The organism is Streptomyces sp. NPDC005574, assembly GCF_040605435.1.
GTDB lineage: Bacteria > Actinomycetota > Actinomycetes > Streptomycetales > Streptomycetaceae > Streptomyces.
The window spans coordinates 38,426-53,986 of sequence record NZ_JBEXCW010000014.1 but is presented as its reverse complement, the minus strand read 5'-3'; the positions used below and the strand labels follow the sequence as shown (position 1 = coordinate 53,986).

Below are 15,561 nucleotides of genomic sequence, written 5' to 3'. Positions count from 1 at the left end.
TAACGTCCTCAACTGGCGGCGGTGAATATGCCGCTGCCGCCGTGGGGGAGCCTCGATTCGGGAGAGGACGGCGCCGGTATGGGCTGGGTAACCGACTGGAGTGCGCAGGCGGCCTGCCGCACTACCGATCCGGATGAACTGTTCGTTCAGGGAGCAGCGCAGAACAGGGCCAAGGCGGTGTGCACCGGATGTCCGGTTCGCACCGAGTGCCTGGCCGATGCGCTCGACAACCGCGTCGAGTTCGGCGTGTGGGGAGGCATGACGGAGCGGGAGCGCCGCGCACTGCTGCGCAGGCGGCCCACGGTGACGTCCTGGCGTCGGCTGCTCGAGACCGCGCGCACGGAGTACGAGCGCGGGGCCGGCATCCTGCCCCTCGACGACGACGAGATCTACGAGAACTACGCGGCGGTGGGCTGAGGGGAAAGCCTCCCGGCTCAGCCTCCGGCAGGCTCGGGCAGCTCCGGCCGCCCGGCCGCGAGCCGGTCGCCGATGTCCCGCAGTCCCGCGAGGTCGTGCACATCGCCCGGCAGCGCGGCCACTTCGGCCACGGCCACCTCGGGGTGGAGCGCGCTGAAGCGGTCACGCGTGCGCTGCTCACGCGAGAGCAGCCGCATGCGATCGGCATGCAGCCTCAGAAGGGCTGCGGTGAGCTGGGCGGGGGAGCCTGACTCGGACGCCGTGCCGTGTGCTGGATCGAGGCCGGGTTCTGCTTCCGGGCTGGGTGCTGATGCGGGGCCGGGTGCTGCTTCGGGCGCCCGACCCGGTGACGGACCGGATGCCGGCTCGGGTGCGGGCGGTTCTGAACTGCCGTACGTGTCGGGAGAGTTACGAAGTCCAGCTTTCCCGCCGTCCTGATCCACAATGCGGGGCTCTTCAAGATTTTCCGCGTCGTCGGATTCGTCGAGGTCAAGTGTCTCCGCGGCGGCCAGTGCCCGCTCGGCCGACAGCTGGACGGCGCCGCTGCCGTGGACCCGGTTGAGTACCAGGCCGGCCAGCGGCATGTCCTCGGCGGCCAGCCGCTGCACGAAGTACGCCGCCTCACGCAGCGCGTCCCGCTCGGGCGCCGCGACGACCAGGAACGCCGTGCCGGGCGCCTGGAGCAGTTTGAAGGTGGCGTCCGCCCGTGTGCGGAACCCGCCGAACGTGGTGTCCATCGCGGACACGAACGTCTGCACGTCCTTCAGGAGCTGGCCGCCGAGCAGCTTGCCCAGGGTGCCGGTCATCATCGACATCCCGACGTTCAGGAACTTCATGCCGGCCCGCCCGCCCAGCTTCGCCGGGGCGGTCAGCAACCGGATCAGCCGTCCGTCGAGGAAGGACCCGAGGCGCTTGGGCGCGTCCAGGAAGTCCAGCGCCGAGCGGGACGGCGGGGTGTCCACCACGATCAGGTCCCACTCGTCCCGCGCGCGCAGCTGCCCCAGCTTCTCCATCGCCATGTACTCCTGCGTGCCGGCGAAGCCGGCGGACAGCGACTGGTAGAAGGGGTTGGTCAGGATCGCTGCGGCCCGCTCGCGGTCGGCGTGCGCCTCGACGATCTCGTCGAAGGTCCGCTTCATGTCGAGCATCATGGCGTGCAGTTCGCCGGTAGCGGAGTCGTCGATGCCCTTCACCCGGCGCGGCACGTTGTCCAGCGAGTCGATGCCCATCGACTGCGCGAGCCGGCGGGCCGGGTCGATGGTGAGAACCACCACCTTGCGCCCCCGCTCGGCGGCGCGCAGCCCGAGCGCCGCCGCCGTCGTCGTCTTGCCGACCCCGCCGGAGCCGCAGCACACCACGATGCGGGTCTCCGGGTCGTCGATCAGCGGATCGAGGTCGAGCACGCGCGCGGGAGACAGGCGGCGGGCCGCGGAGTCCTGCGCGCGGGCCGGTTCCGGACGGCTCATGACATCCCCTGCTTCCCCTGCTGGTGCTGTCCGCTGTGCTGCTCGTGGTCCTGCTTCCGAAGGGTGAACGGCCTCATGCCGTGCCCTGGTTCCGCAGCTCGCCGGCCAGTGCGTACAGACCGGCCAGATCCATGCCCTCCGTCAGCAGGGGCAGTTCGTCCAGCGGCAGTCCCAGGTCACCGAGGACGGCCCGCTGCTCGTGCTCCAGCTCGTACCGCTCGGCGTACTCCTCGGCCTGCCGGAGCAGCGGGTCCACCAGCTTCTCGGCGTTCCCGCCCCGCCGGGCGCCGCCCAGCCCGGCCGCCGACAGCGACTTGGCGACGGCGGTGCGGGGCACATGGCGTACGAGTTCCAGATCGGCGGCGTCCAACACCTGCGGCCGCACCATGTTGACGATGATCCGCCCGACCGGCAGCCGCGCGGAGCGCAGTTCGGTGATCCCGTCCGCGGTCTCCTGGACGGGCATCTCCTCCAGCAGGGTCACCAGGTGCACGGCCGTCTGCGGCGACTTCAGCACCCGCATCACGGCCTGCGCCTGATTGTGTATCGGCCCGATCTTCGCCAGCCCGGCGACCTCGTCGTTGACGTTCAGGAAGCGGGTGATGCGCCCGGTGGGAGGCGCGTCCATGACGACATGGTCGTAGGCGAAACGTCCGGACTTGTCCTTTCTGCGCACCGCCTCGCACGCCTTGCCCGTGAGGAGTACGTCTCTGATCCCGGGCGCGACGGTGGTGGCGAAGTCGATCGCGCCGAGTTTCTTCAGGGCCCGTCCGGCGCTTCCCAGCTTGTAGAACATCTGGAGGTAGTCCAGAAGGGCCTGTTCCGCGTCTATGGCGAGGGCGTACACCTCCCCGCCCCCGGGAGCGACGGCGATCTTTCGCTCCTCATAAGGCAGCGCCTCCGTTTCGAAGAGCTGCGCGATGCCCTGCCGACCCTCCACCTCGACGAGAAGCGTCCGCTTCCCCTCGGTGGCGAGGGCCAGCGCGAGGGCGGCGGCGACCGTCGTCTTTCCGGTCCCGCCCTTGCCGCTGACGACCTGGAGCCTGCTCACGTCTTCGAGCCTAACCAGTCCGCGTCCGTGCCACGCGGGGGCCTGTGGACAACGTGGCTGCGGTCGGCCGTCGAGGCCACCCCGGCCAGCGGCTAAAGTCGGCCGCATGACCAAGTGGGAATACGCAACCGTGCCGCTGCTCGTCCATGCCACGAAGCAGATTCTGGACACCTGGGGCGAGGACGGCTGGGAGCTCGTCCAGGTCGTGCCCGGGCCGAACAACCCCGAGCAGCTCGTGGCCTACCTGAAGCGGGAGAAGCAGGCGTGAGCGCGGTCGAGGCGAAGCTGGCCGAGCTCGGCCTGACCCTGCCGTCGGTCGTGCCGCCGCTCGCCGCGTACCAGCCGGCCGTCCGATCCGGCGTGTACGTGTACACCTCGGGCCAGCTGCCCATGGTGGAGGGCAAGCTTCCGGTCACCGGCAAGGTGGGCGCCGAGGTCACCCCCGAGGAGGCCAAGGAGCTGGCGCGTACCTGCGCGCTGAACGCCTTGGCCGCCGTCAAGTCGGTGGCCGGCGACCTGGACCGCATCGCGCGCGTGGTGAAGGTCGTCGGCTTCGTCGCCTCGGCCTCGGACTTCACCGGCCAGCCCGCCGTGGTGAACGGCGCCAGCGAACTGCTCGGCGAGGTCCTCGGCGACAAGGGCGTGCACGCCCGCAGCGCGGTCGGTGTGGCCGTACTGCCGCTGGACGCGCCGGTGGAGGTCGAGATCCAGGTGGAGCTCACCGGGGCCTGAGCGGCTGCCGAGCGTGGCCCGATCGGGCTCTGACCGGGGCTCCGTCGCGCTGGGGGAGGATCACCGCCGCCCCTCGAACATCGGCGCGCCACGGGATAGCCTCCGAGCATGGCGAACGGGCAGTGGTATCCCCAGGAGTGGCCGGACCGCATCCGCGCGCTGACGGACGGCGCCCTCACCCCGGTCACCCCCAGGCGGGCGGCCACCGTCATGCTCCTCAAGGACACCGACGGCGGCCCGGTCGTCCACATGCTGCGCAGACGCGCCTCCATGGCCTTCGCCGGAGGCGCGTACGCGTATCCCGGCGGAGGCGTCGACCCGCGCGACGACGACCATCACGTCCGCTGGGCGGGTCCCCCGCGCGCGTGGTGGGCGGACCGGCTCGGCGTCGGCGGGGCGGAGGCCCAGGCGATCGTCTGCGCGGCCGTCCGGGAGACGTACGAGGAGGCGGGCGTCCTGCTCGCCGGCCCGACCGCCGACTCCGTGGTCGGCGACACGACGGGGGAGGACTGGGAGGCGGACCGCGCCGCGCTGGTCGCCCGCGACCTGTCCTTCGCCGAGTTCCTCGACCGGCGCGGACTGGTCCTGCGCTCGGACCTGCTCGGCGCCTGGACCCGCTGGATCACCCCCGAGTTCGAGGCCCGCCGCTACGACACCTGGTTCTTCGTGGCCGCCCTCCCCGAGGGCCAGCGCACCCGCAACGCCTCCACGGAGGCCGACCGCACGGTGTGGATCCGGCCCGAGGACGCGGCCGCCGGGTACGACAGGGGCGAGCTGCTGATGCTGCCGCCCACCATCGCGACCCTGCGCCTGCTGATCCCGTACGGCACGGCCGCCGAGGCGCTCACCGCGGCCCCCGCGCGCGATCTGACCCCTGTCCTGGCGCGGGCCCGGCTGGAGGGCGACGAGATCGTCCTGTCCTGGCCCGGGCACGACGAGTTCACCAAGCACATCCCGACCGGTGGAGCCCCCGCATGACGGACGCAGCAGCCCTTCCCGGACGGCCGCGCGACGGCGCCCTGTCGGGGCCCGCCACCGCGCGCGCGGTGAACGTCCTGGCGCCCAACGCCTCCCCGATGACCCTGGACGGGACGAACACCTGGATCCTGTCCGAGCCGGGTTCCGAGCTCGCGGTCGTGGTGGACCCGGGCCCACTGGACGAGGGACACCTCGCCAACGTCGTCGACACCGCCGAGAAGGCCGGCAAACGCGTCGCCCTGACCCTGCTGACGCACGGCCACCCGGACCACGCCGAGGGCGCCGTACGCTTCGCCGCGCTGACCAGCACGAAGGTGCGGGCGCTCGACCCGGCGCTGCGGCTCGGCGACGAGGGGCTCGCCGCCGGGGACGCGGTCGGCGTCGGCGGCCTGGAGCTGAGGGTCGTTCCCACGCCGGGGCACACGGCGGACTCCCTGTCCTTCCACATTCCGGCCGACCGTGCGGTCCTGACCGGCGACACCGTCCTCGGCCGCGGTACGACGCTCGTGGCGCACCCAGACGGCCGCCTCGGCGACTATCTGGACACGCTGCGGCGGCTGCGGTCCCTGACGGTCGACGACGGCGTCCACACCGTGCTGCCCGGCCACGGGCCCGTCCTGGAGGACGCGCAGGGCGCCGTCGAGTTCTACCTCGCCCACCGCGCCCACCGCCTCGCACAGGTCGAGACCGCCGTGGAGGACGGCCACCGCACCCCGTCCCAGGTCGTCGCACACGTGTACGCGGACGTGGACCGCTCCCTGTGGCCGGCGGCGGAACTGTCGGTGCGCGCCCAACTGGAGTACCTGGAAGAACACGGCCTCATCTGACCAAGCCCGCCGGGCGGGGCAGCAGGGGAGGGCGAGGTCCCCGTCGGTCTCCTGCGCGGTGGCGGCCACAGGCCGGAAGGCGTGCCCTACGCGCGCGTGCCTCGGGGTCGGTGCCGTGCGGCCGGTCTGCGGCACGGCTCCGGGCGGCCTGGCGCGATTCCGTACGACCACGGGTGCCGGGCCGCTCCGGAGGGTGCCGGCCCTCTACGCGCGCGGGCGCGACGGCGCGCGGCGGCCCTGGAGGGCGGCCACACGCGCCGGACCCGGGTCAGCGCGAGCGCTTCGCCAGTCGCTCCACGTCCAGCAGGATGACCGCGCGCGCCTCCAGGCGGAGCCAGCCGCGCTGCGCGAAGTCGGCCAGCGCCTTGTTCACGGTCTCGCGGGACGCGCCGACCAGCTGGGCCAGCTCCTCCTGCGTGAGGTCGTGGACGACGTGGATGCCTTCCTCCGACTGCACGCCGAAGCGGCGGGACAGGTCGAGGAGGGCGCGGGCCACGCGGCCCGGGACGTCCGAGAAGACGAGGTCCGACATGGCGTCGTTGGTCTTGCGCAGCCGGCGTGCGACGGCGCGCAGCAGGGCGGTCGCCACCTCGGGCCGGGCGTTCAGCCAGGGCTGGAGGTCGCCGTGGCCGAGGGCGAGGAGCTTGACCTCGGTCAGCGCGGTGGCGGTCGCCGTGCGCGGGCCGGGGTCGAACAGCGACAGTTCGCCGATGAGTTCGCCCGGGCCGACCACGGCCAGCATGTTCTCGCGGCCGTCCGGGGACGTGCGGTGAAGCTTCACCTTGCCCTCGGTGACGACGTAGAGCCGGTCACCGGGGTCGCCTTCGTGGAACAGCGAGTCTCCGCGGGCGAGGGTCACCTCACTCATGGAGGCGCGGAGCTCCGCGGCCTGCTCGTCGTCGAGAGCAGCGAAGAGCGGATTGCGCCGCAGAACGTCGTCCACGAGTTCTCTCCTTGTCGACCTGCTCAGGGGATCTTGTCCCCGCTACCAGGGGACCGTGTTCCCCATTTTGCCGGACGGTCCAAACAGTGTGATCTGTCACAAGGATGCCGCACAGGTGTCCCGGGGTAAGCGGCAGGGGTCCAATTGGGGGCCGATCTTCAGGGTCCGAGGCGGATGTCAGTGCCGGGCTCTAGGCTGGCCGGGTGTCCAAATCGCCGGTGGGAGCACAGACCGAGGGGGCTGAGCGGGTGGTTGTACGTCGCGATTCCGCTGTGGGCGAACAGGCCCCCGGTGGTGGCGGGAAAACGGCAAAAGCAGCAAAGAAGGCGCCGGTGGCCCCGAGGAAGAAGGCAGTTCCGGCGGAGAAGGCGACCCCGGTGAAGAAGGCAGCCTCGGTGAAGAAGGCGGCCCCGGTGAAGAACGCGGCCGCAGTGAAGAACGCGGCCGCGGCGAAAAGTGCGGCCTCCGTGAAGAAAGCGGCCCCGGCGAAGTCGACGACGCCCGCCAAGACGCGCACGCCCGCCAGGACGGAAACCCCGGCGAAGGCGCGAACCCCTCTGAAGGACGAGTCCCGTACCGCACTCGTCCGCCGGGCCCGCCGCATCGACCGCGAGCTCGCCGAGGTGTACCCGTACGCCCACCCGGAGTTGGACTTCGAGAACCCCTTCCAGCTGATCGTCGCCACGGTGCTGTCCGCGCAGACCACCGACCTGCGGGTCAATCAGACGACGCCCGGTCTCTTCGCCAAGTACCCCACCCCCGAGGACCTGGCCGCGGCCGACCCGGAGAAGGTCGAGGAGATCCTCCGGCCCACCGGGTTCTTCCGGGCCAAGACCCGGTCCGTCATAGGGCTGTCCAAGGCGCTGGTGGAGGAGTTCGGCGGCGAGGTGCCCGGCCGGCTGGAGGACCTCGTCAAGCTGCCCGGCGTCGGCCGCAAGACCGCCTTCGTCGTGCTCGGCAACGCCTTCGGCCGCCCCGGCATCACCGTGGACACACACTTCCAGCGGCTGGTGCGGCGCTGGCGGTGGACCGAGGAGACCGAGCCCGACAAGATCGAGACCGCCGTCGGCGCGCTCTTCCCCAAGACCGACTGGACGATGCTCTCCCACCACGTCATCTTCCACGGCCGCCGCATCTGCCACGCCCGCAAACCCGCCTGCGGAGCCTGCCCCATCGCCCCGCTGTGCCCCGCGTTCGGCGAGGGCGAGACGGACCCGGAGAAGGCGAGGAAGCTGCTCAAGTACGAGAAGGGCGGCTTCCCGGGCCAGCGCCTCAAGCCCCCGCAGTCGTACCTCGACGCCGGCGGCAGGCCCGCCCCTCCGCTGGGGGCGGGATGACGGAACGATCTCCGTGGGGCCGGGCGTTGAGCGAGAGAGAACGGGGGTGGAGATGACGCGAGCGAGCCATACCCAGGGCGGCCCGGTGACACTCAGCAAGGAGGGCCTGCCCGCCTGGCTGGACCCGGTGGCGCACGCCGCCGAGACGGTGGAGCCGTTGCAGCTCAGCCGTTTCCTGCCCCCGGCGGACGGCGCGGGGCGCCAGTCGGCCGTCCTCATCCTGTTCGGTGAGGGCGAGCGCGGCCCCGAGCTGCTGCTCATGGAGCGGGCCACCTCCCTGCGTTCCCACGCCGGCCAGCCGTCCTTCCCCGGCGGAGCCCTCGACCCGGAGGACGGCGACCCGAAGGCCGACGGCACACTGCGGGCGGCCCTGCGCGAGGCCGAGGAGGAGACCGGGCTCGATCCGAGCGGCGTCCAGCTGTTCGGCGTGCTGCCCGCGCTGTACATCCCGGTCAGCGGGTTCGTCGTGACGCCCGTCCTGGGCTGGTGGCGCGAGCCCAGCCCGGTCGCAGTCGTCGATCCCAACGAGACCGCCCGCGTCTTCACCGTCCCCGTGGCCGATCTCACGGATCCCGCCAACCGGGCGACCACCGTGCACCCCAGCGGTCACCGGGGCCCGGCATTCCTGGTCGAATCGGCCCTCGTGTGGGGCTTCACGGCGGGCGTGATCGACCGCCTGCTGCACTTCGCGGGCTGGGAGCGCCCCTGGGACCGTGAGAAGCAGGTCCCGCTCGACTGGCGGTCATGACAGGCTGTCTGCCGTGTGTGTCTTTCCGGGGGATGCTGCGTCCGTGTGCCGCTTCGCGGTGGGCCGGTCCCCCGGCCGACCAGAGGTGACCGCGAAGTGATGAGGCGAGGCTCGAACCGGTGAACGTGCTCGACATCCTTTTGCTGGTCGCCGCCGTGTGGTTCGCGGTCGTCGGTTATCGCCAGGGCTTCGTCGTCGGCATCCTGTCGGTGATCGGTTTCCTGGGCGGCGGTCTCGTCGCCGTGTACCTCCTGCCCGTGGTCTGGGACGCACTGACCGACAACGCCGAGGTCAACACGACCGCCGCCGTCATAGCGGTGGTCGTCGTCATCGTCTGCGCCTCCGTCGGCCAGGCCCTGACCACGCATCTGGGCAACAAGCTGCGCCGGCACATCAGTTGGTCCCCGGCCCGCGCCCTCGACGCGACCGGCGGGTCCCTGGTCAACGTCGTCGCGATGCTCCTCGTGGCCTGGCTGATCGGCTCCGCGCTCGCGGGCACCACCCTGCCGACGCTCGGCAAGGAGGTCCGCAGCTCCAAGGTGCTGACCGGGGTCGCCCGGGCGCTGCCCGACCAGGCCGACACCTGGTTCACGGACTTCTCCTCCGTCCTCGCGCAGAACGGCTTCCCGCAGGTCTTCAGCCCGTTCGCGAACGAGCCGATCACCGACGTTCAGCCGCCCGACCCGGCCCTCGCCGACAGCGCGGTGGCCTCCCGCGCGCAGCGCTCCATCGTCAAGGTCATGGGCACCGCGCAGAGCTGCGGCAAGGTCCTGGAAGGCACCGGTTTCGTCTTCGGCTCACGCCGCGTCATGACCAACGCGCACGTCGTGGGCGGTGTCGACGAACCCACCGTCCAGATAGGCGGAGAGGGCCGGAAGTACGACGCCACGGTCGTCCTCTACGACTGGCGCCGCGACATCGCCGTACTCGACGTACCGGATCTCACCGCGCCCGCCCTGCGGTTCTCGTCCGCGGACGCGGCCGGCAACGACAGCGCCATCGTGGCGGGCTTCCCGGAGAACGGGTCGTACGACGTCCGCGCCGCGCGCGTCCGCGGCCGCATCAAGGCCAGCGGGCCGGACATCTACCGCCGCAGCACCGTGCGCCGTGACGTCTACTCGCTGTACGCGACCGTGCGCCAGGGCAACTCCGGCGGTCCGCTGCTCACCCCGCAGGGCAAGGTGTACGGCGTGGTGTTCGCGAAGTCGCGCGACGACGCCGACACCGGTTACGCGCTGACCGCCGACGAGATCCGGGAGGACATCGTCAAGGGTCGCACCGCGAACCAGCAAGTGGACAGCGACAGCTGCGCGTTGTGATCCGGGCCGGGTCAGCCTCGCGGATGACGCAGGCGTACCGAGACCCAGCGGGCCCGGCGACGCAGGATGCGCGGGATTCCGACGCGGAGATCCGTGCCCGTCAGTTGCGGGGCACCGCCTCGATGGTGGGAACTCAGGCCACCGCCCGAGCGCCGATTGCGTGCCGCGTCACTGTAGTCGTGCGTCCAGCCCATACCCCGACGTCTGCCCCCGCCCCAAGGTCGATAACCGCCCCGCAGGCGGCCAATTGGCCTATGCGCCGGGCAAGTGGCCGTTCGTAGGACAGGTGTTCCCGTCCATGGATACCGGGCGCGTCCACCCGGTCACCGATCGGGCTCGGGGTCCTTCAGCCAGTTGACGAGTTCGGTGGAGAACGCCACCGGATCCTCCTCGTGCGGGAAGTGGCCGAGCCCGTCGAACAGCCGCCAGCGGTACGGCGCTTCGACGTACTCCCCGGAGCCGGCCGCGCTCCTGGTGCGCATCACGGGATCGAGCGAGCCGTGCAGGTGGAGGGTCGGCACCCGCACCGGGCGCTTCATCCGGCGGTTGAACTGGATGCCGTCGGGACGCGCCATCGACCGCACCATCCAGCGGTACGGCTCGATCGAGCAGTGCGCCGTGGAGGGGATGCACATCGCGCGGCGGTACGTCTCGACCGCCTCCTCGTCCAGCAGGCCGGGCCCCGACCAGTCCCGCAGCAGCCGGGCCACCAGCGCGCCGTCGTCGGCGAGGAGCCGGCGCTCCGGCAGCCAGGGCCGCTGGAACCCCCAGATGTAGGAACCCGCGGAGGTCTGCTTGACGTCGGAGAGCATCGCCGAGCGCCAGCGCCGGGGATGCGGCATGGAGGAGACCGCGAGCCGCCGCACCAGCTTGGGGCGCATCACGGCCGCCGTCCACGCCAGGTATCCGCCCAGGTCGTGGCCGACCAGCGCGGCGTCCGGCTCACCCAGCGAGCGGATCACGCCGGTGACGTCGAGGGCGAGGTTGGCCGGGTCGTAGCCGCGCGGGGTGCGGTCGCTGCCGCCGACGCCCCGCAGGTCCATGGCGACGGCCCTGAATCCCGCGTCGGCCAGCGCCACCATCTGGTGCCGCCAGGCCCACCAGAACTGCGGGAAGCCGTGCAGCAGCAGCACCAGCGGCCCGTCCCCGAGCTCGGCGATGTGGAAGCGGGCGCCGTTGGCGGCGACGTCCCGGTGGGTGACCTCCTGCCCACCGGGGAGGTCGATGCGTACGACCGAGGCAGGCTGCGCCCAGGGGGCGGCGGGATCCGTCATGAGGTCGAGCGTGCCACAGCCTCGATGGCCTCGCGGCCACGGTCCTGCGGCAGCTCCGGCCGCGGATGCGGCTTGGCCTTCTGGAGCACGCCCGCCGTCTCCTTCACCGAGGCGGCGACCTTCTGCGGGCCCTGGCCCTTCTTGGCCTTCTTCGCGAAGACGACGCCGACCAGCGCGAGGAGACCGGCGACGAGCACGTTCGCCGCGAAGGACAGCAGGAAGCAGACCGCGAGGTTCCAGTCGCTCCAGGTCCGGATGCCGTACGCCAGCGCGAAGTTCAGCATCGGCAGGGAGAACACCAGGACCGCGCCGGCCAGCGAGAACGCGCCGCCGCTCGTCGCGCCCCGCTTGACGTCCTGTTTCAGCTGCGCCTTGGCCAGCGCGATCTCGTCGTGCACCAGCGCCGACATCTCGGTCGTCGCCGAGGCGAACAGCTGGCCGATGCTGCGTTCTGCGCCGACCGGGCTGCCGTCGGGTGCGCTCATCGCGGTCTCCCTCATCTGCCTGACTTCTGCGTGACTTCCGCGTGCCCGCGGACGTGTTCTTTTGTACCGTCCCGTCAGATCATGCCGGACTGTCGCCGTCCTCGCCTGCCCCGCCCGTCACTTCGGCAAGCCCGTGGCGCGCGGCGGCCTCCCGTTCCGCCGTCCTGAGGGCGGCGATCCGACGGTGCTCGGCGGCCTTGCGCTCGTGGATGTCGGCCATCCGCAGGTGGTACGCCGGGTCGTGTTCCTCGTAGATGTCCGGGATCCCGTCGAGGTCCTCGTCGCGCTCCTCCGCCTCGCACATCCTGCGGTACTTGGCGTTCCGGATCTTCAGTACGACGGTCGCCAGGACGGCCGCGACGAGCGACCCGGTCAGCACGGCGGCCTTGACCTCACCCGTCAGTACGGCGTCGCCGGCGAAGGCGAGTTCCCCGATCAGCAGGGAGACCGTGAAGCCGATGCCGGCCAGGGTCGCCACCGCGAAGACGTCCGCCCATTCGAGGTCGTCGCTGAGCGAGGCCCGGGTGAAACGGGCCGTCAGCCAGGTCCCGCCGAAGATGCCGATCGTCTTGCCGACGACGAGCCCGAGGACCACGCCGAGCGTCTCCGGCCTGCCGAACACATCGCCCAACGCGCCGCCGGAGATCGCCACACCGGCGCTGAACAGGGCGAACAGCGGCACGGCCAGGCCCGCCGACAGGGGGCGCACGAGGTGCTCGACGCGCTCGCCGGGGGAGTGCTCCTCCTGCTGCGGCCCGCTCGGACCGGTGACCTCGCGGGTGGTGCAGCGCAGCATGAGGCCCATGGCCACGCCGGCGATGGTGGCGTGGATGCCGCTGTTGTACATCAGCCCCCAGATGACGAGGGCGAGCGGCACGTACACGTACCAGCCGCGCACGCCCTTGCGCAGCAGCAGCCAGAAGACGACGAGACCGGCGACGGCGCCGCCGAGCGCGGCGAAGTGGATGGTGTCGGTGAAGAACACCGCGATGATCAGGATCGCGAAGAGGTCGTCGACGACGGCGAGGGTCAGCAGGAAGGCGCGCAGCGCGCTCGGCAGCGAGGTGCCGATCACGGCGAGCACGGCCAGCGCGAACGCGATGTCCGTCGCGGTGGGCACCGCCCAGCCCCCGAGTGAGCCGCCGCCGGCAAGGTTGACGACGGTGTAGACGAGTGCCGGTACGGCCATGCCGCACAGCGCGGCCACCACGGGCAGGGCGGCGGCCCTCGGGTCGCGCAGGTCACCTGCGACGAGTTCCCGCTTCAGCTCGATACCGGCGACGAAGAAGAACACCGCGAGGAGCCCGTCGGCGGCCCAGTGCGCGACGGACAGATGCAGGCCGAGCGCCTCGGGGCCGAAGTGGAGGTGGCTGACGGTCGCGTAACTGTCGCCGAAATCGGGCACGTTCGCCCAGGTCAGCGCGGCGATGGTGGCGATGAGCAGCAGCACACCGCCGACGGTCTCGGTGCGCAGCGCGTCCGCCACGAAGTTCCGCTCGGGCAGGGACAGTCGTCCGAGAACGCTGCGGGAAGGGGAGGAGCGGGGGGCGGTCACGGGCGAGACCTCCAGTCGGTGGGCAGCACGCATCACATGCCGACCAGACTTCCCGGCGCACCTTTTTTATCGCTCTTGCTTTGTTTAGTTTACCTAAGGTGCGCGGGAAGGCGCGGGGAGGAACCCGGCAATTCTCTCATCAGGGCAGGCCATGGGCGCCGAAAAGGCACCCGGCGTGCTGATCGCCGGGTGCCCCGGAGGGCCGCACACAGTCCTCGTGCGCGGCTCTCGTGCGCTGCTCCTGTGCTCAGTCCTCGCTGCCCGCGCTCGGGAGGTTGGTCTGGATGAGGTCCATGACCGTCGAGTCGGTCAGCGTGGTGACGTCACCGAGCTCACGGTTCTCCGCCACGTCCCGCAGCAGGCGGCGCATGATCTTTCCGGACCGGGTCTTCGGCAGTTCCGCGACCGGCAGGATCCGCTTGGGCTTGGCGATCGGGCCGAGGGTGGCGCCGACGTGGTTGCGCAGATCGGCGACGAGTCCCTCGTCCTCGGCGTTCGCCGTGCCGCGCAGGATGACGAAGGCCACGATGGCCTGCCCGGTCGTCTCGTCCGCCGCGCCGACCACGGCCGCCTCGGCGACCGACGGGTGCGAGACGAGCGCCGACTCGACCTCGGTGGTGGAGATGTTGTGGCCCGACACGAGCATCACGTCGTCGACGCGCCCGAGGAGCCAGATGTCACCGTCGTCGTCCTTCTTCGCCCCGTCGCCGGCGAAGTAGCGGCCTTCGAAGCGTGACCAGTAGGTGTCGAGGAACCGCTGGTCGTCGCCCCAGATCGTGCGCAGCATGGAGGGCCACGGCTCGGTCAGGACCAGGTAGCCGCCACCGCCGTCGGGCACCTCGTTCGCCTCGTCGTCCACGACGGTGGCGGAGATGCCGGGCAGCGGTGTCTGCGCGGAGCCGGGCTTGGTGGCGGTGACGCCCGGCAGCGGCGAGATCATCATCGCGCCGGTCTCGGTCTGCCACCAGGTGTCCACGATGGGGGTGCGGTCGGCGCCGATGTGCTTGCGGTACCACATCCACGCCTCGGGGTTGATGGGTTCGCCGACGGATCCGAGGACGCGCAGCGACGACAGGTCGAACTTCGCGGGTATGTCGTCACCCCACTTCATGAAGGTGCGGATGGCCGTGGGCGCCGTGTAGAGGATGGTGACGCCGTACTTCTGCACGATCTCCCAGAAGCGGCCCTGGTGCGGGGTGTCCGGGGTGCCTTCGTACATGACCTGCGTCGCGCCGTTGGCCAGCGGCCCGTACACGATGTAGGAGTGGCCGGTCACCCAGCCGACGTCGGCGGTGCACCAGTAGACGTCGGTCTCCGGCTTGAGGTCGAAGACCGCGTGGTGGGTGTACGCCGTCTGTGTGAGGTAGCCGCCGGAGGTGTGCAGGATGCCCTTCGGCTTACCCGTGGTGCCCGAGGTGTAGAGGATGAACAGCGGGTGCTCCGCCTCGAACGCCTCCGGCGTGTGCTCGGCGGACTGCCGGTCGACGATCTCGTGCCACCACGCGTCCCGCTCGTCGTTCCAGGCGACGTCCTGGCCCGTACGGCGGACCACGAGCACGTGCTCGACGTTGCCCGCCTTCTCGACGGCGTCGTCGACGGCCGGCTTGAGCGCCGAGGGCTTGCCGCGCCGCCAGCCGCCGTCGGAGGTGATGACGACCTTGGCGTCCGCGTCCTTGATCCGGGTGGCGAGCGCGTCCGCGGAGAAGCCGCCGAAGACGACGGAGTGCGCCGCCCCGATGCGGGCGCAGGCGAGCATCGCGACCGCGGTCTCGGGGATCATCGGCATGTAGACGGCGACCCGGTCGCCCTTGCGCACCCCGAGTTCCAGCAGCGCGTTGGCCGCCCTGGAGACCTCGTCCTTGAGTTCGGCGTAGGTGATGGCGCGGCCGTCGCCGGGCTCTCCCTCGAAGTGGATGGCGACCCGGTCCCCGTTGCCCGCCTCCACGTGACGGTCGACGCAGTTGTACGCGACGTTGAGCTCGCCGTCCTTGAACCACTTCGCGAACGGTGGGTTCGACCAGTCCAGGGTCTCGGCCGGCTCCTTGGCCCAGGTCAGCCGACGGGCCTGCGCGGCCCAGAAACCGAGCCTGTCAGCCTTGGCCTGCTCATACGCCTCCGCCGTGACGTTGGCGTTCGCCGCCAGGTCGGCGGGGGGTGCGAACCTGCGCTCTTCCTTGAGCAGGTTGGCCAGGCTTTCGTTGCTCACGGCATCTGCCTTTCCCGGGGTGTCCGTTGTGTCCCAGGCCACAGCTCATCAGACCGGGGGGTCCGATGACAAGGGTCGACCGACGATTGGTTTAGACCTCTGCTTCCTGAGTTGCCGTGCTGGTCTCCGTGGCCGGAGTCAATGGTTCCCACGGACGCCGGTCAGCCGGAGTTCAGCCCCGGGTGCGCCTTTCCGCCCCGTTCCTCGCGTTCGGGCCGTCGGC

Annotated in this window: 16 protein-coding genes; 8 read left to right on the top strand and 8 right to left on the bottom strand. The window is 71.2% G+C overall.

The genetic code is table 11. The annotated features are described in order from the left end of the window. Positions 1-78: 78 nt before the first annotated feature. The gene (gene wblA / locus ABZT03_RS12560) at positions 79-417 is read left to right on the top strand and encodes a transcriptional regulator WblA (RefSeq protein ID WP_356037608.1); all 339 of its coding nucleotides are present in this window, start codon (positions 79-81) and stop codon (positions 415-417) included. Positions 418-434: 17 nt separating this feature from the next. Here wblA and ABZT03_RS12555 read toward each other — a convergent pair whose 3' ends face one another. Together ABZT03_RS12555 and ABZT03_RS12550 are read right to left on the bottom strand one after the other, a co-directional pair. After that, positions 435-1,883, bottom strand: coding sequence for an ArsA-related P-loop ATPase (locus ABZT03_RS12555; RefSeq protein ID WP_356037425.1), 1,449 nt, complete (start codon positions 1,881-1,883; stop codon positions 435-437). 73 nt (positions 1,884-1,956) lie between these two features. After that, positions 1,957-2,934 carry an ArsA-related P-loop ATPase gene (locus ABZT03_RS12550; RefSeq protein ID WP_356037422.1) on the bottom strand — a complete coding sequence of 326 codons (978 nt, stop codon included), beginning with the start codon at positions 2,932-2,934 and terminating at the stop codon, positions 1,957-1,959. Positions 2,935-3,040: 106 nt separating this feature from the next. Between ABZT03_RS12550 and ABZT03_RS12545 the strand changes: the two genes are divergently transcribed. The 4 genes from ABZT03_RS12545 (at position 3,041) to ABZT03_RS12530 (ending at position 5,471) form a co-directional block, all read left to right on the top strand. Then, positions 3,041-3,202, top strand: coding sequence for a DUF4177 domain-containing protein (locus tag ABZT03_RS12545; RefSeq protein ID WP_003975360.1), 162 nt, complete (start codon positions 3,041-3,043; stop codon positions 3,200-3,202). Then, complete coding sequence (locus ABZT03_RS12540; protein ID WP_356037419.1) at positions 3,199-3,666, top strand: RidA family protein; 468 nt, start codon at positions 3,199-3,201, stop codon at positions 3,664-3,666. Before ABZT03_RS12545 ends, ABZT03_RS12540 begins: the two co-directional genes overlap by 4 nt. A gap of 108 nt (positions 3,667-3,774) precedes the next feature. After that, positions 3,775-4,644, top strand: coding sequence for an NUDIX hydrolase (locus ABZT03_RS12535; RefSeq protein ID WP_356037416.1), 870 nt, complete (start codon positions 3,775-3,777; stop codon positions 4,642-4,644). Next, positions 4,641-5,471 (top strand): MBL fold metallo-hydrolase, encoded by an 831-nt coding sequence (locus ABZT03_RS12530; RefSeq protein WP_356037414.1) that lies wholly within the window; start codon positions 4,641-4,643, stop codon positions 5,469-5,471. Before ABZT03_RS12535 ends, ABZT03_RS12530 begins: the two co-directional genes overlap by 4 nt. 268 nt (positions 5,472-5,739) lie before the next feature. On the opposite strand, the gene ABZT03_RS12525 is transcribed toward ABZT03_RS12530, so the two are convergent. After that, the gene (locus ABZT03_RS12525; RefSeq protein ID WP_356037411.1) at positions 5,740-6,414 is read right to left on the bottom strand and encodes a Crp/Fnr family transcriptional regulator; all 675 of its coding nucleotides are present in this window, start codon (positions 6,412-6,414) and stop codon (positions 5,740-5,742) included. A 332-nt stretch (positions 6,415-6,746) separates the two neighbouring features. On the opposite strand from ABZT03_RS12525, the gene nth reads away from it, so the two are divergent. The 3 genes from nth (at position 6,747) to ABZT03_RS12510 (ending at position 9,818) form a co-directional block, all read left to right on the top strand. Further along, positions 6,747-7,751 carry an endonuclease III gene (nth, locus tag ABZT03_RS12520; RefSeq protein ID WP_356037408.1) on the top strand — a complete coding sequence of 335 codons (1,005 nt, stop codon included), beginning with the start codon at positions 6,747-6,749 and terminating at the stop codon, positions 7,749-7,751. A 52-nt stretch (positions 7,752-7,803) separates the two neighbouring features. Continuing rightward, positions 7,804-8,499 (top strand): CoA pyrophosphatase, encoded by a 696-nt coding sequence (locus ABZT03_RS12515; RefSeq protein ID WP_356037405.1) that lies wholly within the window; start codon positions 7,804-7,806, stop codon positions 8,497-8,499. Between the two features lie 119 nt (positions 8,500-8,618). Then, entirely contained in the window at positions 8,619-9,818 is a 1,200-nt protein-coding gene (locus ABZT03_RS12510; RefSeq protein WP_356037402.1) for a MarP family serine protease, read from the top strand. Positions 9,819-9,829: 11 nt separating this feature from the next. On the opposite strand, the gene ABZT03_RS12505 is transcribed toward ABZT03_RS12510, so the two are convergent. From ABZT03_RS12505 to acs, 5 genes are all read right to left on the bottom strand, one after another. Continuing rightward, positions 9,830-10,012: a hypothetical protein gene (locus ABZT03_RS12505; RefSeq protein ID WP_356037399.1), complete on the bottom strand. Its 183-nt coding sequence runs from the start codon at positions 10,010-10,012 to the stop codon at positions 9,830-9,832. Between the two features lie 129 nt (positions 10,013-10,141). After that, positions 10,142-11,092 (bottom strand): alpha/beta hydrolase, encoded by a 951-nt coding sequence (locus ABZT03_RS12500; protein ID WP_356037396.1) that lies wholly within the window; start codon positions 11,090-11,092, stop codon positions 10,142-10,144. After that, positions 11,089-11,577, bottom strand: a complete 489-nt coding sequence (locus tag ABZT03_RS12495; protein ID WP_356037392.1) for a phage holin family protein — start codon at positions 11,575-11,577, stop codon at positions 11,089-11,091. The genes ABZT03_RS12500 and ABZT03_RS12495 overlap by 4 nt, the downstream gene beginning before the upstream one ends. A gap of 79 nt (positions 11,578-11,656) precedes the next feature. Beyond that, complete coding sequence (gene nhaA, locus ABZT03_RS12490) at positions 11,657-13,132, bottom strand: Na+/H+ antiporter NhaA (RefSeq protein ID WP_356037389.1); 1,476 nt, start codon at positions 13,130-13,132, stop codon at positions 11,657-11,659. 247 nt (positions 13,133-13,379) lie between these two features. Then, the gene (acs, locus tag ABZT03_RS12485; RefSeq protein WP_356037386.1) at positions 13,380-15,338 is read right to left on the bottom strand and encodes an acetate--CoA ligase; all 1,959 of its coding nucleotides are present in this window, start codon (positions 15,336-15,338) and stop codon (positions 13,380-13,382) included. Between the last annotated feature and the right edge of the window lie 223 nt (positions 15,339-15,561).

Coding starts and splice junctions, on each gene's coding strand:
- wblA (WP_356037608.1), top strand. CDS start 79: ATGGGCTGGGTAACCGACTGGAGTGCGCAGGCGGCCTGCCGCACTACC.
- ABZT03_RS12555 (WP_356037425.1), bottom strand. CDS start 1,883: ATGAGCCGTCCGGAACCGGCCCGCGCGCAGGACTCCGCGGCCCGCCGC.
- ABZT03_RS12545 (WP_003975360.1), top strand. CDS start 3,041: ATGACCAAGTGGGAATACGCAACCGTGCCGCTGCTCGTCCATGCCACG.
- ABZT03_RS12535 (WP_356037416.1), top strand. CDS start 3,775: ATGGCGAACGGGCAGTGGTATCCCCAGGAGTGGCCGGACCGCATCCGC.
- ABZT03_RS12530 (WP_356037414.1), top strand. CDS start 4,641: ATGACGGACGCAGCAGCCCTTCCCGGACGGCCGCGCGACGGCGCCCTG.
- ABZT03_RS12515 (WP_356037405.1), top strand. CDS start 7,804: ATGACGCGAGCGAGCCATACCCAGGGCGGCCCGGTGACACTCAGCAAG.
- ABZT03_RS12505 (WP_356037399.1), bottom strand. CDS start 10,012: ATGGGCTGGACGCACGACTACAGTGACGCGGCACGCAATCGGCGCTCG.
- ABZT03_RS12500 (WP_356037396.1), bottom strand. CDS start 11,092: ATGACGGATCCCGCCGCCCCCTGGGCGCAGCCTGCCTCGGTCGTACGC.
- ABZT03_RS12495 (WP_356037392.1), bottom strand. CDS start 11,577: ATGAGCGCACCCGACGGCAGCCCGGTCGGCGCAGAACGCAGCATCGGC.